The following is a 20,205-nucleotide window of genomic DNA, read 5'->3' on the forward strand; positions in this document are numbered from 1 at the left end:
ATACAAAATATCGCCTTCTTTACATCAATCAAAAAAAGCCTGGTTTAAACCAAGCTTTTCTCGCCAAAAAGGCCCCGCAACAATACCTCCAGAATACTTTTTAACTATTCGGATTGATTACATATAATCCCATTTCTACACTTATTATCTCATCACCCACACAAACCGTTCTATATTATTACCTCTATAATTATTCTCTATTATATAATCAGCAATCTCCACAGCTCTCTCTTCAATATATTCCTTCAAAAAAATCCCCCTGCATACATTGTTTTTACAATGTATGCAGGGAGCGACATGCTCATTCATCACAATCATATGATTTTAAGTTTTTACTGGTTTTCCATACAGATAACATCACCGGTTCAACTACCGTTCCTGACCATTCAACAGCCCTCACTACAATCTCCGCCTTATCTTTTCTCTTTTATAAAAAAATTTCAGGGGGATTGTGACTGGTTTTTCCACAATCCCCCTGTTTGGTTTGAGGATAGATATTTTCCTCTCCTCAATTATTATCTGTTACGTGTATTTCGTTTATTCTTTTTATATGCTATACCAATTCCACCGCCAGACAGAATCAGCAAAATAATCCATGGCAGAACGTTGCTGCTGTCACCGCTTTGTGGACTGGTTACGTCGCCGGTATTCTTGTCCGGCTCCTGCGCCGTAACGTCACCGTCAGGCTGATCACCGCCCGGATCAATTCCCGGCTGCTCCTCACCGGGATCGGTTCCCGGCTGGTCTTCTCCCGGATCCGTTCCCGGCTGGTCATCGCCGGAGACTTCCACAGTATAGGTGAATGCAGCCACGTCACTGTTGGTCATGCCTGCTTTCACCGCAATGGCCCTGATGACCGTGTCAGCGGTAATGAGGATGGGGCCTGTGTAGAGCTTACTTGTCAGACCCGGCTCACTGCCGTCCGTGGTGTAGAAGATTTTTGCCCCCTCAGTCGCCGTTGTTAACGTAACTGCCGTGTTCACTTCCACGCTGCCGCTGCCGGGATCTGCCGCAGGCGCTTCTGCCTTCTGCAGTGCCACAACCGGAATATCTCTCTCCTCATAACTGAAATCCATTTCCTTGCCGGTATAGCTTTCCACATTCGGTTCCACGCGCAGGTAGATGGAATCTTCACCCGTATAGGCCGCGCCTGTCAGCATCACAGTGCGGGCATAGGTTTTGCCGCCGTTTTTCTCCGCGTCCGGATAAGAAACCTCGAATTCCTGCTTTTCCCCGTTTACCAGAAGCACAAACTGCTCCGCCGTCAGGGTGTCCGTATTCATATACTGGTCAAATACAATGTATACACCCTCTCCGGCCGCCTGGACGCTCTCTACCGTGGGGGCCGCACTTGCCTGGAGGTCAATATTCACATCCAGCTGTACGGGCGCCACAGGCATGGCCCACGTGCCGTTGATTTCCTTCGCATCTGTACCGTCCTTCTCCCCTGTTGTGTAGGCGTCATAGCCATTGGCCGCCACGCTGACCGACCACAGGCCTGATGGCACCATCCACTGATAGAAACCGTCTGCCCCGGTGATATAAGGATTGCTCTGGTCAAAGGCTTCTGCATTCCAAAGGGTACGGGTACCGGTATTTTCGGCCACCTCGTATACCGTGGCGTCAGCGCCCTCAACCCGGTTGCTCTCAACACCTGCGTACACATATCCGGATGGGTCAATAATCGCCTTCCTTGTATTGGGAACCTCTACGGTATAGTTTCCGTAACTGCCGGAACTGCTGCTGCCGCCGGAACTGCTGCCGCCGGAGCCGCCGTCGCCGTAACCATCAAGGAAGCCTCCGCCTCCGCCGCCACTGCTGTCTCCGCTTCCGCTGCTGTCTCCGCCTTCACCGCTGTCGTCTCCGCCTCCGCCGCTGTCATCATCAAAGGCGTCCTGATAATCCTTATCTTTTCCCCAGTCCCGGGGATCCATGAGCCCCTCGATGGGAGGCAGGTTGGTGAAGTCCACGTCGCGTCCCTTCTTCTTCAGGTCTGCGGCGAACTGGTACGCCTCCCGCTTCGCTTCCAGAATCTCCTCGGAATCCTTGACCTTTCCGTATCGCTGCTTGAGCTGGTTCTTCGTCTGCTTGGTCAGCATTTCCCGAATCTTTTTGATCGCCACCTGGGGACCTTTTTGGTAGATGTCCTTGCCGCCCGATACCGCGCTCTTGATGTCACTGCCCAGCTGTTTGAAGAGGGCGTTGGAGAGGCGTTGGTTGGCCTTGCCGCCGTTTGCGCGGCTGTGGAGGCTTCCCAGGGTGCCGTCCCCGCCTCCGTCCACCACGTACTCCCACCAGGTGTCGGTGCCGCCGCTTCCCGCCTCGCCGTCCACGGTGACCCCGTTGTCGCGGTAGAACTGGAGCAGCTGTGCATAGGTGTCGATCTCATGGTTGCCGGTGTACCGGTAAGCAGATTCAGAGCGTGCCGCCTTGCTGAGGGTCCGGGTCTGCGCAGTCTGCAGGTTGTCCATATCATAGGCAACCGTAGCCCAGTGGTATGCAAGATCCACAATCCGGTCGCTGTTCAGCTTATAATCTCCCTTGGGAAGGGTATTTTTGTTTTTGGCTTTGTAGGTCACTGTGGTAATATCGTCGGCAGCCGTGTCATAGTAAACCTGCGTATATTGATCTGCGGTCACGGTGGTGCGCACCACGAACTGGTCCCCGTCCGGCAGGTCATAGCTTTCGATGTAATCGTATTTCAATTCGGCCTCATCCGGACCGCTGACACGGGCGTAGACCACATTGCCGGAGGGCACGATGTAAGTGGCGCCGGTTTTGTCATGGTCTGCCGTCACCGGCTCTTCCTCCCACCTGGGCAGTTCCGCGATCCCGGCGGCTGCCCCGCCCTGGGTGGTCGAGCTGGTGATAGTATAGGTATTGCCGTTTGCGGGGATGGTCATGGACTCCGGCGTTCCGTCCTCGTCCCATTTGACAGACACGCCCATATTTTTGAAATCCTCTTTGTAGTCCGCCACATCGCTCTCTGTGACAGGGTCCACATTCGCCTGTGCGGCATCCGCCCGCTCCAGATCCTGCGCCGTAGCCGCCAGGCCCGGGGTGGCCGGGGTGTAGCTCACCCAGGTATTCTGCGGCGGGTTGTTGCCGCACTTATACTTTTCTGTTACCCAGGCGTTCAGGCTGCTGTCATACTCCGCCTTCAGGGTAACCACGCCGTCCGCCCTTGGCACATGGACATAGACCTCCTCCATGGCGTTCGCGTCGGTGATCCGGTTGCCGTTGCTGTCCGTAAAGGAAGCGGAAAAGCGCATTGGAATATTCGGCATATAATAATAGTAACCGATCTCCGCCTGACCGTCCGTCCACAGAGTGAACCAATTCCAATTATAATTTTCCGCCCGGATCTCATACAGGCTGGGCAGGGTGGAGTTGTAGCAGAGATCCACCGTGCGGGAGGAGATGGTCTGGCCGTCTGTTTCAACCATGGCGGAAAGGGTGTATTCCTCATAGATATAGGGCTCGCCCAGATCCAGCTCCGCCGTGTAGTAGCCGGTATTCTGTGCTGTCACGGTGGCGGCAAGCTTCCCGTCCAAATAGAGGGAAACCTCTTTGCCGCCGGGCGCCAGCCCGTACACCGAAAAGCGGTCCTGATTCACCCCGGCAGGAGCATAAAGGCTGATGGCGGGACTGCTCAGATCTGCCTGGCCTAAAGTAACCTTATCGCCATAACTATCTTTTAATGACGCAGTGGCAGTCAGGTTGCCCATATTAATCCTCTTTGCCTGGAACTGTACCACCAGCGGCCAGCCGTCATAAGCGTCCACATCCGGGATGGTGATGGAATAGTCGCCCCTAAAGCTAGTTATATGATCATCATTATTGGGATATATAATCACGTCCGTCCCGGCTTTGTGACCGTTGATATACACGCTGCCATTGACCACATCCGGAGTCCCGATGCCCGAAATACTGTCGCTTATGTTGTTAATGTCCACACAGATGATGGCTTTCTTCTGCTTCAGTCCTTCTTCTTTTGCAGCGGCCGTCACACGGAAGTCGATGGTCTCCACGTCTGCGGACATCGTCAGCCCGCTGGCGTCCACATCCGTCATTTTATTAATCGGATATGAAAAATTCAGCTCCACATCCGTGGTTTTGGCCTTTGGGGCGCTGCCGGCCTGGGGCTCCTCCAATGTGACGTCAACGGTCTGATAGCAGCCGGCGTCCACCGCTTTTTTCAGGCCGTCAAAGGTGCTTTTTTCTGTATAGCTTACAGCACCCAGGGCGGCAGTGGACGCGAATACCCAGGTGTAGGTTCCGCCATTCTGATATGGACCGCTGCATCTTGTAGCAGTATTTCCTATTTTGGATTCATAGCACAGCTTTCCGCCCGCATCATAGCACAGGACGGTTGTATTCATCTGATTACTGGCTATTTTGAATATTGCACGATCCCAATACATCCATGTGCCGGTCTCTGTCACAGCAGCGCATTTGTTATCGTCCAATGTAACGGTAAAATCAGCATAATTGGATGTTCTATCTACATGGATGGTAACGGTCTGGCCTGCCGCAGCCTTGTCCGCCTCCAGATAGACAGCATCGCTGCTCTTGCTGCGTATGGGTACTTCTTTCCCCTCTGCGTCGGTTACCGTTACCGTTCCGTAAAGTCCGGGCATCTGGATCATGCCGGTCCGCCGCTTGGCTTTGATTTCTATATTCTCACAGTTTTCTGCCGTAAGTCCGTCGTAAGTCCAGTCGTTGATGGAAGCATCGGTGGCGGTGAGCAAAAACTCATTGTCCGGCGCTGACAACGGCACGTCTTTGATCGTAAATGCTCCGTTTTTATCCGCATAAGCGCGATAAGTAGCGGCGTAGCCGTCCCCCGTGGTCACGGACACGGTGACCCTGGCTCCCGAGACAGGCTCGCCCTCTAATGTCACCGTACCGGTGACCGTGCTTGTGGGCGCAGAGGGCATCGTCAGCACCGGCTCACTGTCCGTGCCGTCCGCCTGTACCCGCGCAGAGGGCAGGTAGTGGAGGGCATAGCTGCGCGTGGGCACAGCCTCCACCCACAGGGGGGCGTCCCCGTCCACAAAGGCATGACTGAAGCCGGTGGCCACCAGACTGCCGCCGCTTTCTGCGTCATACCAGTTCAGCGTACAGCTGCTGTATACTTGATTTTCACCGGCATAAACCTGGGGCATTACCGTGGTCACTGTTCTCTCCACATAGGCAACCTCTACACGCTTTCTCCCGGTAATACCGGTCAGCTCTTCACTTGTCCCGTATTCGATCAATCTTCCGGACTGGCTGCTGACCAGCGCCAGGCGGTAGGTCTCGCCGCTCTCCAGCCCGGAGACGACATCTACATCGCCGCTTCCTGCCCGGGAATCCACTGTTTTTTCATACTCCCAGGTATTGCCGGCCTTCTTCTGCAGCACAAGGACACGGCTGCCGCCGTCTGGGACACCGCTCACCGTTGCCTCCACGCAGGGCTGGACGTCGCCCTTTTTCACTTCATATTCATAGGGCTTCTCCACACCGTCCGCGGTGAAAACCACCTTGTTCAGTACCGTGGCGTCTTCCGGTATATTAAGACTTCCGTCAAACGCATTGCTGCCCCCTCTTCTGGATAATTCTATTTCCTGTGTACTGCTTCCGTTATAGTACAGCGTAGCGGCAGCCGTATCGGCATCCACCTGGCCGGAAAGGGTCATCGTATAGGTGCCCCAGCCTTCCGCAATGGGGTTGCCGCTATTGTCTGTGGTAAAGTAGGCGTAGCCGCTGCTGATTTTCGCCGCTTTCCTTATGGTGATGGAGTAGCTCCTGCTGGTGCTGCCGGTAATATTGTTTTCAGCATCCCGTTCGGTAACCTTTAACGTAAAATTATAAGTACCTTCAGTGGTGGGCGTTCCGGAAACCACGGCGCTTTTACTCACCGTCGTAAGGCTGAGCCCGTCGGGCAGCCTGCCGCTTGCCACCTCCCAGGTCAGGGTATGCCCGTCAGTTCCCGGCACAGCGGGCAGATTTGCCTCATAGGCTGCATCTACCGTACCATCCGGGAAGGTGTAGCTGTCCACGATGGGATTGCTTTCGGCAGGGCCTTCATCTCCTTCAGTGATGGTGAAGGTGTCGGTGGACAGATAGTATAATTCCTCATAGGCGTCCCCCGTCTTCCCGTTTCCCACATAGGCCATCACCTTGTATGTCCCCGGAGTCAGAGACATATTTCCGCCAGGCGTAAAATTCAGTAGCTGGAACACGCCGTTATACACCCCATCCACAAAGATCTTGTCATTAGCGGTCCCATTGTTGCAGGGATAGTCCTCTGTCCCGTTGAACCAGAACACGGTTCCCCACTCATCGGATCCGTCTGCGGGGTAGAAGGCAAGGCTCTCTACCACCGATCCCTCCGGAAGCGCGTCCTTAAAACCGCTCAGATGCAGGATCAGCCCCTCCTGGTCTGTGGAGAACGTGTCGGTCTGTCCGGTAAATCCGCCGGTACTGCTGTCCTGACCTGTGTAAATGGATGCGGACATGGTACGGTCCGTTGTGACTGCAAAGGCAGTCGTCGGAAGCATGGACAGTACCATACATAACATGAGTAAAACCGCCACCCATCTTTTCTTTCCATTTGTTTTTTTCATAAATAACCCCCTGTCTGAAATGAATATTATGTATGTACTGATTGATACAGGACATAGTAAGTTCATTCATTCACATAAGCCTGATTATAAGCGGTATTTCCGGAGATTTCCTTATTGTTTCCAAACAGGCAATGCCTTTTCGGAAATTTCAGCATCATAATGGAAGGTTTGTACTGTATAATAAATACAGCCGTACTACAGGAGGAAAGAACATTGGATTTTAAAGATAAACTTTCAGAATATATTGAAATGCTCGGATGTACCGCAAAAGAATTGTCGGAAGCCTCCGGAATTTCTGCTGCCACCATAAGCCGGTACCGTTCCGGCGAACGCGTCCCCGAAGCAGAAACGGAAAACCTCAAAAACCTTGTGCATGGCATCGTCCGGATTGCGGAAAAGAAAAACAGGACAGATCTGACAATCCGCTCCGTATCGGACTCTTTTGCTCCCTGCGTCAGAAGCGGCACGATTAACGTTGCCAATCTGCAGGAAAACTTTAATACCCTCCTTACAGCTCTGCCTGTAAGCATTTCTGAACTTTCCCGCTTTTTAAATTATGATGCTTCCTATGTTTCCCGCATACGAAACGGACAAAGGCAGCCTGCCAATCCGCATGAATTTGCCGCAGGCGTCAGCAGTTTTATCGCCCGCCGTTATACAAATGAAACACAGCGGAACATCGTCTCAGAATTGATCTGCTGCAAACCGGAAGAGTTATCTGATTATTCTTCTTTTCAGTCCATGCTTGCTGAATGGCTGTTAAACGGAACCGGAAAATCCAGAGATTATATGTCCGGTTTTCTGGAAAAGCTGGATGAGTTTGATCTGAACGAATATATTCGAGCAATCCATTTCGATGAATGGAAAGTACCGTCTGTTCCGTTCCAGCTTCCGACTTCAAAAACCTACTTCGGACTAAAGGAATTTATGGACAGCGAACTGGCCTTTTTAAAGGCAACCGTTCTTTCAAAATCGAAAGAGCCTGTGATTATGTACAGTGACATGCCGATGGGTGAAATGGCAAAAGATCCTGATTTCCCTAAAAAATGGATGTTCGGTATGGCAATGATGCTGAAAAAGGGACTGCATCTGAATCACATCCATAACATAGACCGTTCTTTTGAAGAAATGATGCTGGGACTTGAAAGCTGGATCCCCATGTATATGACAGGTCAGGTTTCTCCTTATTACCTGAAGAACGTGCAGGGAAATATATTTTCTCATTTTCTGAAAGTCTCCGGTAGCGTAGCATTAACAGGAGAAGCCATCAGCGGATACCATACCGACGGGAAATATTATCTGACAAAAAACAAAGAGGAGGTTGCCTATTATAAAAAACGTGCAAAACAGCTTTTATCAAAGGCATACCCCCTGATGGAAATCTTCCGTTCAGAACAGGCGCAGACATATAACAAATTTTTGCAGGACAACGCCGAAACAGCGGGAAACAGATATTATATCCTGTCCTCTTTATCCCTGCACACCATAACCGACGAGCTGCTGCATCAGATTTTAAGCCGTAATAATATTCCGGAAACAGACGCCCTGCAGATCCGACAGCACGTGATATCACAGCGCGGACTGGCAGATAAGATTATGCGGCACAGCTTTATAACAGAGGAGATTCCCGTTTTGACCAGAGAAGAATTCGGGAAATATCCAATTGTTCTGCCGCTTTCCGGTATGTTTTATGAAAAAGATATTCTGTACTCCTGGGAGGACTATCAGAAACATCTGCGCCTGATACAGGACTATCCGAAACAGCACCCTCATTATCGTATGACAGAAAATCCGGGATCCCCCTTCCGAAACATACAGATCTGTATCCACGAAGGGAAGTGTGTCACCGTATCAAAAAATAAAACGCCTTCTATCCATTTCCTTATCCGCCATCCAAAGATGCGGAATGCCTTTGAAAACATGAGTATTCCCATTGTTGAATCATAACAGATCATAGTCGCTAACTCTTAATCCCTCGCGCCTGCATAGCAGCTAAAACATTTTGCTGCTATGTGGCGCTGGCAAACTTTCTTCCCCTGGCAGCTTCTCTGATTGTCTCTTCTACTTTCTTCTCATTTGCCTCAACAAATACCTTCATTATGTACTCAGCAGCAACCGCCGGATCATGAAAACGATACTTCAGGTTTTGCTATTTCACGGCGGTCCCACCTCCTTGTCCGTTTTTTACAGACTATGATTAACCTCCTCCGGTTAGAATTCAGTTTACCCTCTTTTTACAAGCTGTCTCATCCTCCTCACTGATGGAAATAACCGGTCATTGAGTACTTTTTCATATTTGTCCAGATTATAGATAAAACCGTCTTTTTTCAGACATTCAAGCATACGTTTATACATTCCTTCCGCCTCCATAAATGGATACAGAATCATATAATTTTTACGGCTTTTCATAGATTGAGATCAATTGCTCGCTGTACCCGGCAGCCAGACCCGGATACTCTTTGTCCAGGATTTTACTTTCCTGCAGGACCCGGATTGCTTCGGACATATTCCCCCGCTCAAGATTCTCCTGTATCTCCAATCCTCTCACAACCGAAAACCGCCAGTTCTTCCAGATACCTTTCCAGAGCCCAGATGAAATCCAGGGCGTTCCGGTAATCAATATAACCGCTTCTGTCTCCGTACTTCCATACAAGATCATCTACTCCCTGTTTGAGACGGTTCATCTGTTTCTCATCTATCTTCGACGCATATCTGGTCATGAGCAGATCCCGGATCTCATTGTTATGTGCGGCAATACCCTTTATGAATGAACGCAATTCCTTTTCCGGAACATTTTCAATAATTTCTTCTAACTCTTCTTTCTGACAACCCGGGAATTTTTCTTCTGTCAAGATCCTTCCGTCACTTTGTTCCTCAATCTCATAAAGAACTGCCGCCATATGCTTGCAGTTATTTCCATCTTCCGCATAGGGACAGGAACAATACATTTCACAAACCTCTCCCTCTTCTATTTCAAGATCTACTTCATAGTCATCTGTCCCCTCTACAATAGCATGATATCCCTGTTCCGTTTTATGGAGTTCTAAAACTGCTCTCCTGTCTTCTAAAAACCTTATTTTTATAAAAATCTATCCTTATCCCGCGCTCCATAAAGTCTGCATCGTTCACAAGTTTTTCCGCAGCATCCAGATTTTGGATTTTTCTGTACATTCGTAATGTAACTCACTGTCTGTACCAGATCCTGCTCAAAAAGCGGCAGATATTGAAATCTGTATTTTTATTTGTCATAGATCACACTCTTTACATTCCGGAACACATCTTCATGGTCTGATCTGTATCATAGTGATCTCTTCTTTCTTCACATTCTTATTATCTTAATTTTATCATATATGCAATCTAATCTCGTAATATGAATATTCCGCCTCTCATCATCTCATCACCCACACAAACCGTTCTATATTATTACTTCTATATGTATGGTCGACTTACTGACCCCAAACTGTTTAGCCGTCTGCCTCACTGTAGCCTTATGTTCAATGATATAACATGCGATCTCTACTGCCCTCTCCTCAATATACTCTTTCATAAAAACCCCTGCATACATTCTTTTTACAATGTATGCAGGGGAATAAAAAGTCATGCTTTTCTTTCAAAACCAGCTCATTACAATTCCTGTCTATTCTCCTAATCAGGAAATATTAGCCTCGTCTTCCCACCTCGATATTATGTGGCAGTTTGCTTCATCTACTGCTTTTCAGACACATTTTTATGGCCGGGAAGATTGGACGCAACCCGTTTTGGCATGTTTTGGGGCAAATTTATCTGTATTCCAAATAATATTCGAACAAACCAAACCATAAATAATAATACAACAATGGGAATTAAACAGGATGTGACCAACATTACAGCAATCATTTCAATAAAATGGTTTAAAACCTTTTCACCTTTTTCCAATAAACCCGCTGCCCCATCTTTAATCTTTGACAATGCTTTATCGATTATATTACCTTCCGAATCTGTGTTTTCGTCTATTTCATTTGTTATCTCATCAGCCTCTTCCATGACCATTTCCACAGATGCATCGTACGTTTGCTCTATTATTGCCGAAGCCTTCATACTTATCGGGATAATCATAAATATAACCAACGCAAAAGCCGCCATTTTTATTGCCAGCATTTTAAAAAATGTTCTATTCAGACATATTCCTATTCCCAAAAGGATACAGGCTGCTGGAATCAATATAGTAAACGCCGCATACCCAGTAAGTGTAACTAGATATTTTTCCAGGAAAACAACCATTAGAATGATCATAAAATATGAGGTCAGGTCTGCCAGTTTATTTGCCACAGGTGTTGTAGCATCTCCAGGGATTGCCGCAATTGCAGCAGATGCCGCCGCTGAGGCCGCTGTCAGTTTCAAAACATCTGCTTTCTTTTCATCTAAAGACTCTATTGTTTTCGTATGATTTTCCGGATTGCTTGCCGCCTTTGAAAATACATTTATTGACAGAAACGCCACTACAAAAAGCACCAATACCACCGCTATTCTTTTTGCACCTATCTTTTGTATTATCTTCATCATTTTCTTTCCTCCTTCGCAAAACCTGCTCGTTGGATTTACTTATCCAATATTTCATCTAGAGGAATGCTCCTCAACCAGTCTGTTTTCCGACTTTTCACATGCTCTCACTGCATAAAAAGGCAGGGCACACGCCCTGCCTGAAGCTCTCTTTAGTTGGAAGTAGATCCCGGTCCCTGTCCTACTCTGCCGAGTCACTGACTACCTGTATGCAGTTGTCAGCCAGCCACTCCTGCACGATCTGCTGAATCACCATATCCTTCAGCTCCTCCTCAGTGGCCGCCTCCTTCAGCGCATCCACATCCTCAAAGCCATAGGTCTCGGCCAGGTCTTTGAAATGCTCTTCATACTCCTCATCTGTCGGTGTCAGGTTCTCTTCATCCGCAATAGCCCTGGCAACATACTTCTGCTTGACGGACTGCTGCGCAGCTTCCTCAGCCTGGCTCTCAAAGCCGGACACATCCATGTTCATCTGGCTTGAGATAAAGTCCTCATAGCTCATGCCATAGGTCTCTGCTGCATCCTTGTACTGCTGGACCAGCTGATCCTTGATCTCATTCACTTCATCCTCGGGATACTTCTCCACCTCTGCCTTCTCAAGCACAGCATTCCAGGCCTCTGACTCCAGACTATAATTGTAATTTTCCTCTGCGGACTCCTCCAGCGTCTTCTTTACTTCCTCCCGGTACTCGTCCACAGTGCTGGACTCTTCAGACACCGTCTTTACAAAGTCATCGTTCACTTCCGGGAGAGTGCTGATGGAGTTGACTGTGATGGTAAAGGTCACCGGTTTGCCGGAGAATTCCGGGTTTCCTGTGTAGGGGTCCGGGAACTGGCCATTCCAGTCAAAAGTCTCCCCTGCATTGTGCCCGATAATGCTGTCCTCAAATCCATCGATAAACTGACCGGAGCCAATGGTCAGGTCATATCCCTGGCCGGAACCTCCGTCAAACTCCTGGCCGTCCATTTTTCCCACGAAATCGATGTTGGCAATATCACCTTTCTGTACGGGACGATCTGTCACCTGCTGGGCATTCTGCTGCTGTACGGAGGCAATATAGCTGTCTATATCTTCATCTGTTACTTCCTCTTTATCGGCCACCTTATCTACTTCTATCCCTTTGTACCCGCCGACCGTCACATACTCATTGGACGCCTGGTTGCCGCCGGAGCATCCTGCCAGTGCCGCGGAGCATGTCAGTATGCCAGCCAGTAAAAGCGCTGCTTTCCTTTTCATGTCTACACCTCTTAATCCTTGATTCTTTCTTCTGTATCCTTCATCCTTAGCCGGATACTCGTATCAGTATAGCACATCCCGCTTTTGAATAAAAGTGGCTTTATACTTTTTTCATTTCCTTCTCTCCGAAAAGCAGGAGTGCAGGAAGCCAGAAAACACAAAATCCGCGCAAGAAAAACATTGCGCATCCCCCTAAACAATGTTAAAATATACTGTGCATTATTACATAGTGAGGAGGTTTCCCGTGTCTACATTTACGATTGTTTTATTAGTCATTCTGATCGTTTTGATCATTGCGTGTATTGTGCTGTACTTCCTCGGCAAAAAGGCTGAAAAAAGACAGGCTGAGCAGCAGGAACAGCTGGAGGCTGCAGCGCAGACACTTACCATGCTTATCATTGACAAGCGCACAATGCGCCTGAGAGATGCCGGCTTTCCGTCTATTGTACTGGAAAACACACCCAAGTATCTCCGCCGCTCCAAGGTTCCGGTTGTAAAGGCAAAGGTAGGGCCGAAGATCATGACACTGATGTGCGACTCCAAGGTGTATCCCCTTATTCCTGTAAAAAAGGAAGTCAAGGCTACCGTGAGCGGCATCTATATCACAGCAGTCAGAGGCCTGCGCGGTCCTCTGGAAGCACCGCCGAAGAAGAAAGGCCTGATCGCCAGACTTCGGGACAAAATATAGACTGCGTCACACATCACATAGGAAGGACACAAAAAAACTCCAGGTTTTGGAACCTGGAGTTTTTCTTTTTCATTTTTCTGCTGTTCGTTTCAGCTTTTCAAGATCCCGGGCATCTCCGGCGCCTCAGCGCTGTGCACCGGTCTGATATGCACATCAATCTCACAGTCAGACAGGGGCTCGCTGTTGATATCCAGGGCATAACTGATATGCACATCGATTCTGTCTTCGGCGACTTCTGTGGTGATGTCCCTCGTGTGGATCCCCACCATCATTTCGCCAAAGGGCGTCTGGTAGGAAGTCATATTCATCCTTCCCTTCTCAAACACCATGCGGGCATTGGCCAGCCCGCTCTTGCGAAGCTCAAACAGACTGTCCCCGTTGATCTTGATCGTATTTTTGACCGTACCGGGCACGCCCTCCACAACCTCGTCGTAGAGCACGTAGTGCCTGTCATTTTTCAGGTAATAGACTGCCGGCGTGATGATCTCCACCGGTTCACCCTCTCCGTTCTCCTCCTCTGTGCCGAAGTGGAGTCCGGAAATACTGATCAATACATCCTTTGTCATTTACAGTGCCAGCTCTCTTGCAATTTCATACTGATAAGCCGGGATACCTTTCTGCATGTTCAGGGCTTCGTTGATATCGAAGTCCACATACTCGCCTCCCCGGTATCCGACTACGCGGTTGCTTTTGCCTTCCAGAAGAAGATCCACTGCCTTTGCGCCCATGATGGAAGCATACACGCGGTCCTTACATGTGGGGCTTCCGCCTCTCTGCATGTGTCCCAGGATGGTCGCTCTTGCCTCCATGCCTGTAGCTGCCTCGATCCTCTTGGCCAGCTCGATGGATCCGCCGATACCTTCCGCATTGATGATGATGTAGTTCTTCTTGCCGCGTTTCCGGCACTCCTTGATATCCTCGATGATCGCTTTCTCATCAAAGTCGTGTTCCTCAGGAAGAAGGATCCTCTCTGCGCCGTTGGCAATACCGCACCAAAGTGCCAGCCATCCGGCGTCTCTTCCCATAACCTCGATGATGGAACATCTCTCGTGGGAAGTAGATGTGTCTCTTACTTTGTCGATCGCTTCCATAGCTGTGTTTACCGCAGTGTCAAATCCGATGGTGTACTCTGTACAGGCGATATCCAGGTCGATGGTTCCCGGAATACCCACTGTGTTTACACCCAGGTTAGCCAGCTTCTGTGCACCTGCGAAGGATCCGTCTCCGCCGATGACTACCAGGCCGTCGATGCCGTATTTCTTACAGATCGCTGCTGCTTTCTGCTGTCCTTCTTCTGTACGCATCTCCTCGCAGCGGGCTGTCTGCAGGATCGTACCGCCTCTCTGGATCGTATCAGATACATCTCTTGCTGTCAGATCTATGATCTCTTCATCAAGGAGTCCCTGGTAACCTCTGCGGATACCTCTCACCTTGACACCTTTCCCTAATGCCGTTCTTACCACCGCACGAATGGCAGCATTCATTCCCGGCGCATCTCCGCCGCTAGTCAAAACTCCAATCGTACGAATTACCTTATTCTCTGCCATGACTTTTCCTCCATTTGTCGTGTATTCATAGTTTGGGATTTTTCTTTCTCTTATTCTTTATCATTCTACATTATCTACTTTAGGCTTTCAATGGGTTTTTCTACAACTTTTACACAACTTTCCCCGAAATAATTCGTCAATCTGCTCAGTATACCTGGTTCGATATAAATATTCTTCCCTGGCGGGAGTCTTTTCACTGCTTTCTCTGCCCGGCAGTAGATAACCACGGAATCGTCGCCGTCGGAAGCCCGGAGCATATCAAAGAGATGCTCCTCGTCTTCCATGTATGCCGCTTTGTCCTTGTACTGGATCCAGAGTTCCTTCTTCGTCTGCTCAAAGGGCACCACATTCTCGCAGATCAACTTGCTGGGAGCGTCGTCCTCCTCCGAGACCCTGCCCCGGATAAACACCTTGTCATCCTGCCCCAGCATCCGCTGGTATTTCTCGTAATCCCTGGGGAACACCACGATCTCCACCGTGCCGGCCAGATCTTCCAACGTCAGGAACGCCATCATCTTGTTGTTTTTCGTGTGCTTGATAGTCTTGGCCGTGATCATGCCTCCCACCGTCTCCTTGACGCCGTCCCGCACCTTGGAGCGCCCGGTCTCATCGTCGATCTGGAAGTCAAGGGTGGTCCTTGTGATATTTTTCTTCCACTTCTCCTCGTAGTCTTCCAGGGGATGGCCTGTCAGGTACACGCCGATGACCTCTTTTTCAAAGGCCAGCTTCGTCTCCTTGTCGTACTCTCCCACATCCGGCAAGGGAATATCAAACTCCTTCTTCTGCTCCTCATCCACCAGGTCAAACAGGGACATCTGTCCGGTCATGGAGTACTTTTTCTCCTGGTTCACCTGGTCCAGGATCTGCACATAGATGGCCATGAACTGCCTTCTCGTGCCGCCCAGGCCATCAAAGGCTCCCGCCTTGATAAAGTTCTCGATGGTGCGCCGGTTCACATCCTTTCCGGACATTCTCTCAATGAAATCTTTCAGGCTGCGGAACAGGCCGCTTGTCTCCCTCTCCGTGATGATGGACTGGATCACCGGCCTGCCGATGCTCTTAATAGCCGCAAGACCGTACCGGATGCTGCCTCCGTCCACGGAGAAATTCCCCTCTCCTTTGTTGATGTCCGGGGGCAGGATAGCGATCCCCATCTGACGGCAGCTGTAAATGTATTCCGCCACTTTTGACGGATTTTCAATCACGGATGTCATAAGGGCTGCCATAAATTCCACCGGATAGTAGTATTTCAGATAAGCTGTCTGGTAGGACACCACCGCGTAGGCCGCTGCGTGGGATTTATTAAAGGCATATTTTGCAAAATCGATCATCTCGTCGTAGATCTTGTTGGCCGTCTTCTCGTCTATGCCGTTGTTAACGCAGCCGGGCACTCCCTCCTCCGGATTGCCGTAGACAAAGTTCTGCCGCTCTTTCTGCATGACATCGCCCTTTTTCTTGGACATGGCGCGACGCAGAAGGTCGCTGCGGCCCAGGGTGTAGCCGGCCAGGTCCCGGACGATCTGCATGACCTGCTCCTGGTAGACGATACACCCGTAGGTGGGCGCCAGGATGGGCTCAAGCTGGGGGCAGTCGTAGGTGATCAGCTCCGGGTTGTTTTTCCCCTTGATATACTGGGGAATGAAGTCCATGGGGCCGGGCCGGTACAAGGAGATCCCGGCAATGATGTCCTCCAGGCTCTGAGGCTTCAGCTCCTTCATGAAGCTCTTCATCCCGGAACTCTCAAGCTGGAAGACGCCGTCCGTCTTTCCGGTTCCGATGGAATCCAGCACCGCTTTGTCATTGTAATCAATGCGGTGTATGTCGATGTCTTTTCCCGTGCTCCTGCGGGCCAGCTCCACCGCGTTCTGGATCACAGTCAGAGTCCGAAGGCCCAGGAAATCCATTTTCAGAAGCCCCAGCTCCTCCAGCGTGGTCATAGTGAACTGGGTAGTCACGGAGCCATCCGAGCCAAGGGAGAGCGGCACATACTCGTCCACCGCCTTCTGGCTGATCACCACGCCGGCGGCGTGCATGGAGGTGTGCCTGGGCAGTCCCTCCAGCCTCTTGGACATGTCAATGAGCTCCCGCACCTGGTCGTCTTCCTGGTACAGCTTTTTCAGTTCCGGGTTCATGGCCAGGGCCTTGTCCAGGGTAATGTTCAGCTCCGTGGGAACCATTTTCGCGATGGTGTCCACAAAGGCGTAGGGCAGATCCATGACCCTGCCCACATCCCTGAGGACGCCCCTTGCTGCCAGGGTACCGAAGGTGACGATCTGCACCACCCGGTCAGAGCCGTACTTGCGCACCACATAGTCTATGACTTCCTGCCTTCTCTCAAAACAGAAATCCACGTCAATATCCGGCATGGACACACGCTCCGGGTTGAGGAACCGCTCAAAGAGGAGCTGGTACCGGATGGGGTCGATGCTGGTAATGCCCAGGCAGTAGGCCACAATGCTTCCGGCGGCGGATCCACGGCCGGGGCCCACCATGATGTTGTTGTCCCTGGCGTATTTGATAAAATCCCACACGATCAGGAAGTAGTCCACATACCCCATGTCGTGAATAACAGACAGCTCGTACTTCAGCCGTTCTTTCAGCTCCTCCGTGACAGGGCTGTATCTCTGCTCCAGCCCACTGTAGCAGAGCTCATTCAGGTACTCCCAGGACGTGTATCCTTCCGGCACATCGTATTTGGGCAGCTTGGTCACGCCGAACTCGATCTCCACATTGCACCGGTCAGCGATCTTCTGGGTATTTTCCAGCGCCTCCAGGGCATAGGGGAAGAGCTCCCGCATCTCCTCCTCGGACTTGATGTAGTACTGGCCGCCCTCGTAGCGCATCCGGTCCTCATCTGCCAACTTTTTCCCTGTCTGGAGGCAGAGGAGGATGTCGTGGGGCTTCACGTCGTCCTCGTAGGTGTAGTGGACGTCGTTGGTGGCCACCAGCTCGATGCCCGTCTCCCGGCTCATTCGCACGAGAGCCTGGTTCACCATCTGCTGCTGGGACATGCCGTGGTCCTGGAGCTCCAGGAAGAAGTTTCCCTTCCCGAAAATCTTCTCATAACGCAGGGCCGCCTCCTTTGCCTCCTCGTAGAGGCCCTGGCCGATATTTCTCGCCACTTCTCCCGCCAGGCAGGCGCTGAGGGCTATGATCCCCTCGTGGAATTCCTCCAGGAGCTCCATGTCCACCCTGGGCTTGTAGTAGTAGCCCTCCGTAAATCCCCGGGAGACCAGCTTCATCAGATTGTGGTATCCTGTATCGTTCTCTGCCAGCAGCACAAGATGATAGTATCTGCTCTCGCTGTTTCCCCTGGCCTCCTTGTCAAACCGGGAGCCCGGGGCCACGTAGACTTCACAGCCAAGGACCGGCTTGATCCCCGCGGCCTTTGCCGCCTTGTAGAAGTCAATGACGCCGTACATGACTCCGTGGTCGGTGATGGCCACGCTGTCCATGCCCAGCTCCTTCACCCGGGAAATACATTCCTTTATTTTATTGGATCCGTCCAGCAGACTGTACTCTGTGTGGACGTGCAGATGTGCAAAACTCATATTTTCACCGTATATCCTTTCCATTCATCCCACCCGGCAGGTGGTGAACCTGGAAACATTGTACTACGAATAAAAGGGAGGCGCAAGAAGCTCATTTAAGGCAGTCGTCCTTCGGACAGATGCGATAAATGAGTACAAAAAAGACGGTCCTCTCTTCCGGGAGAACCGTCCGCAAAATCATTTCTAGCCGTTGATCATAAAATTGACCAGTCTGTCAATATCCTCTTTCTCGTATGCGATGATCTCCAGCTCCGGGATCTCGCCGCCTGAGAAGATGTTGGCCATGGACACATACTGGGACAGCTTGGACTTCAGGTTCAGTCTGTCTCCCTCGCCTGTCACCAGCTCCACTTTTCCTTTGCAGTCGTCAATCACTTTAAAAAACTTGTCGATATCTGTAATGTTCTGTACTTTCATAGTTCTACATTCCTTTCTGCAAATTTGCTCAGCGATGAGGTTTTCCCCATCTACCCATCATTATAACCATATTTTACCGGATTGCAATGCTTTTTTCCCGGATCTCGATCTTGCCCTCTTTGAGAAGACGACCCACCGCACGCTTAAAAGCGTTCTTTCCAAAACCGAACTCCGCGCGGATCAGCTCCGGGTCAGCCTTGTCCGTGAAAGGCAGCTCCCCGCCGTTCGCTATAAGCTTTTCCATCACAGCCTCCGCATCTCTGTCCATCTGGATGAAAGCTTTCTCACGCAGACTTAAGTCCAGCTTTCCATCCGGCTTCACATCTGTCACCCGCGCTTCTATCCGGTCGCCCACTTTGTACCTGCCCGAGGCCTCCCTCTTGGGGATGAGCGCGCAGTACCGGTCGTCCACTGCCACAAAAAGGCCGAAATTCAGGCTCTTCTCATAAATAATGCCTGTGACTCTGTCATCTTTTTTGTAGGGGGACTTTTTCTCCAGCTTGTCGTACACCTTCATGGTGGCGCACAGTCTCCCGCTCTTGTCCACGTAGAGGCTGACAAGACACTGGTCTCCCTTTTTCACTTTCGCCGTCTGCTGCTTGAAGGGGAGGAAGAGATCCTTCTCCAGCCCCCAGTCCAGAAATGCGCCAATAGCTCCTGTGTCCTTCACCCGGAGAAGCTTCACTTCCCCAAGCTGTATTTTGGGCTCATTGGTGGTGGCGATCAGACGGTCTTTTGAATCCCGGTACAGGAAAACTTCTATCTCATCTCCCACCTGCGTGCCCTCCGGCACCTGCTTTCTCGGAAGCAGCACCCTCTCTTCCTCTGTCCCCAGATACACGCCGAACTCCGTCTTTTTCACAACGGCCAGCGTCTGTTTTTTCCCTAATCCTTCTTCTAACATCTCTTTTCTCCTGTCAGTTCCACAACTGCGTACGGTTTTCCCTCCGCATTGCACAGCTCCACAACTGTCCTTTCTTCTTCTCTTGCCGTCCTGGGACAGATCATGTCTCCCAGCACAGCGGATCTTTTGTACTCTACCCTTACCTTTCTCACAAGCAGCTCTTCTCCGAGTGTCTCCAGGGCCATCTGCACATACTGGCAATTGTTCACATGCTCGTTGGTGTCAATATGATATTTGCGCACCGGAAAGGCGGTGCCTTCCTCCAGCTCCTCCGGAAGCCTGATCTTTCTGGATGCGTACTCCATCTCAAGGGGCGCCTCCGTACCGTACTTTTCGATGTCCTCCGGCAGGGGCTTTGCCGGGCGTCCTCTCTCCAGGTCCATAAAGGCCCAGATAGAATTGGCACAGGCCGCTCGCTCTCCTTTTTCATCCCACATACAGAAATTTCTGTGGCCGTAAAGGCCGTTGAACTCGGTGGCCCAGGTGCCCACTTTGATCTTCTCCCCGATCCTGGGATACCTGTCCACGATGATCTGCCAGGAAGTCAGCACCCACGCCCGCTTCTTTTCTTTCAGATAATCGATCCCAAGGCCGATATCCTCCGAGTGAAAAATGCTGCAGTCCTGGAAATAGTTGATGATCCCCGGAAGGGTGATGGTCTCGTGGTGGTCTGCCTCGCTGAACCTTACCCTGCTGTCAAATGCATACATG

General features: G+C 50.6%; 13 protein-coding genes and 1 pseudogene. 2 read left to right on the forward strand and 12 right to left on the reverse strand.

What is annotated here, in order from left to right; translation table 11 throughout:
• Positions 1–515: 515 nt before the first annotated feature.
• On the reverse strand, positions 516–6,611 hold the full coding sequence (locus tag Q5911_RS03535) for a chitobiase/beta-hexosaminidase C-terminal domain-containing protein (RefSeq protein ID WP_303181023.1): 6,096 nt from the start codon (positions 6,609–6,611) through the stop codon (positions 516–518).
• 213 nt (positions 6,612–6,824) lie between these two features.
• Here Q5911_RS03535 and Q5911_RS03540 point away from each other — a divergent pair, with 213 nt between their 5' ends.
• Positions 6,825–8,558, forward strand: a complete 1,734-nt coding sequence (locus tag Q5911_RS03540; RefSeq protein WP_303181025.1) for a helix-turn-helix domain-containing protein — start codon at positions 6,825–6,827, stop codon at positions 8,556–8,558.
• 276 nt (positions 8,559–8,834) lie between these two features.
• Here the strand turns inward: Q5911_RS03540 and Q5911_RS03545 are convergent, their stop codons facing one another.
• The 5 genes and pseudogenes from Q5911_RS03545 to tig all read right to left on the reverse strand — a co-directional run bounded on the left by Q5911_RS03545 (position 8,835) and on the right by tig (position 12,387).
• Positions 8,835–8,966: a hypothetical protein gene (locus tag Q5911_RS03545; protein ID WP_303181028.1), complete on the reverse strand. Its 132-nt coding sequence runs from the start codon at positions 8,964–8,966 to the stop codon at positions 8,835–8,837.
• Positions 8,967–9,127: 161 nt separating this feature from the next.
• Positions 9,128–9,700, reverse strand: a complete 573-nt coding sequence (locus Q5911_RS03550) for an SWIM zinc finger family protein (protein WP_331591668.1) — start codon at positions 9,698–9,700, stop codon at positions 9,128–9,130.
• Between the two features lie 335 nt (positions 9,701–10,035).
• A pseudogene (locus tag Q5911_RS03555) lies at positions 10,036–10,158 on the reverse strand (sporulation transcriptional regulator SpoIIID); the annotation flags it as partial.
• Positions 10,159–10,316: 158 nt separating this feature from the next.
• Positions 10,317–11,153 (reverse strand): hypothetical protein, encoded by an 837-nt coding sequence (locus Q5911_RS03560; RefSeq protein ID WP_226394948.1) that lies wholly within the window; start codon positions 11,151–11,153, stop codon positions 10,317–10,319.
• A gap of 178 nt (positions 11,154–11,331) precedes the next feature.
• Positions 11,332–12,387: a trigger factor gene (gene tig / locus Q5911_RS03565; RefSeq protein WP_226394949.1), complete on the reverse strand. Its 1,056-nt coding sequence runs from the start codon at positions 12,385–12,387 to the stop codon at positions 11,332–11,334.
• A gap of 244 nt (positions 12,388–12,631) precedes the next feature.
• Here tig and Q5911_RS03570 point away from each other — a divergent pair, with 244 nt between their 5' ends.
• Complete coding sequence (locus Q5911_RS03570; RefSeq protein WP_076779412.1) at positions 12,632–13,075, forward strand: hypothetical protein; 444 nt, start codon at positions 12,632–12,634, stop codon at positions 13,073–13,075.
• Positions 13,076–13,164: 89 nt separating this feature from the next.
• Here Q5911_RS03570 and Q5911_RS03575 read toward each other — a convergent pair whose 3' ends face one another.
• The 6 genes from Q5911_RS03575 to Q5911_RS03600 all read right to left on the reverse strand — a co-directional run bounded on the left by Q5911_RS03575 (position 13,165) and on the right by Q5911_RS03600 (position 20,204).
• Positions 13,165–13,641 (reverse strand): DUF1934 domain-containing protein, encoded by a 477-nt coding sequence (locus tag Q5911_RS03575; RefSeq protein WP_076779414.1) that lies wholly within the window; start codon positions 13,639–13,641, stop codon positions 13,165–13,167.
• Positions 13,642–14,622: a 6-phosphofructokinase gene (pfkA, locus tag Q5911_RS03580; protein WP_281724748.1), complete on the reverse strand. Its 981-nt coding sequence runs from the start codon at positions 14,620–14,622 to the stop codon at positions 13,642–13,644.
• 74 nt (positions 14,623–14,696) lie between these two features.
• Positions 14,697–18,173, reverse strand: a complete 3,477-nt coding sequence (locus Q5911_RS03585; protein WP_303181036.1) for a DNA polymerase III subunit alpha — start codon at positions 18,171–18,173, stop codon at positions 14,697–14,699.
• 183 nt (positions 18,174–18,356) lie between these two features.
• Entirely contained in the window at positions 18,357–18,590 is a 234-nt protein-coding gene (locus Q5911_RS03590) for a polya polymerase (RefSeq protein WP_076779419.1), read from the reverse strand.
• Between the two features lie 73 nt (positions 18,591–18,663).
• Positions 18,664–19,494, reverse strand: a complete 831-nt coding sequence (locus Q5911_RS03595; RefSeq protein ID WP_303181038.1) for a CvfB family protein — start codon at positions 19,492–19,494, stop codon at positions 18,664–18,666.
• A complete protein-coding gene (locus Q5911_RS03600) occupies positions 19,488–20,204 on the reverse strand; it encodes an acyl-[acyl-carrier-protein] thioesterase (RefSeq protein WP_303181040.1) in 717 nt (238 codons plus the stop codon). Before Q5911_RS03600 ends, Q5911_RS03595 begins: the two co-directional genes overlap by 7 nt.
• Position 20,205 lies beyond the last annotated feature (1 nt).

Source organism: Lachnoclostridium phocaeense (assembly GCF_959599685.1).
GTDB lineage: Bacteria > Bacillota > Clostridia > Lachnospirales > Lachnospiraceae > Claveliimonas > Claveliimonas monacensis.

Excerpts from the sequence above, each read along its gene's own strand:
- tig (WP_226394949.1), bottom strand. The coding sequence starts at position 12,387 with ATGAAAAGGAAAGCAGCGCTTTTACTGGCTGGCATACTGACATGCTCC.
- Q5911_RS03590 (WP_076779419.1), bottom strand. The coding sequence starts at position 18,590 with ATGAAAGTACAGAACATTACAGATATCGACAAGTTTTTTAAAGTGATT.
- Q5911_RS03595 (WP_303181038.1), bottom strand. The coding sequence starts at position 19,494 with ATGTTAGAAGAAGGATTAGGGAAAAAACAGACGCTGGCCGTTGTGAAA.
- pfkA (WP_281724748.1), bottom strand. The coding sequence starts at position 14,622 with ATGGCAGAGAATAAGGTAATTCGTACGATTGGAGTTTTGACTAGCGGC.
- Q5911_RS03560 (WP_226394948.1), bottom strand. The coding sequence starts at position 11,153 with ATGATGAAGATAATACAAAAGATAGGTGCAAAAAGAATAGCGGTGGTA.
- Q5911_RS03585 (WP_303181036.1), bottom strand. The coding sequence starts at position 18,173 with ATGAGTTTTGCACATCTGCACGTCCACACAGAGTACAGTCTGCTGGAC.
- Q5911_RS03545 (WP_303181028.1), bottom strand. The coding sequence starts at position 8,966 with ATGTATAAACGTATGCTTGAATGTCTGAAAAAAGACGGTTTTATCTAT.
- Q5911_RS03600 (WP_303181040.1), bottom strand. The coding sequence starts at position 20,204 with ATGTATGCATTTGACAGCAGGGTAAGGTTCAGCGAGGCAGACCACCAC.
- Q5911_RS03575 (WP_076779414.1), bottom strand. The coding sequence starts at position 13,641 with ATGACAAAGGATGTATTGATCAGTATTTCCGGACTCCACTTCGGCACA.
- Q5911_RS03535 (WP_303181023.1), bottom strand. The coding sequence starts at position 6,611 with ATGAAAAAAACAAATGGAAAGAAAAGATGGGTGGCGGTTTTACTCATG.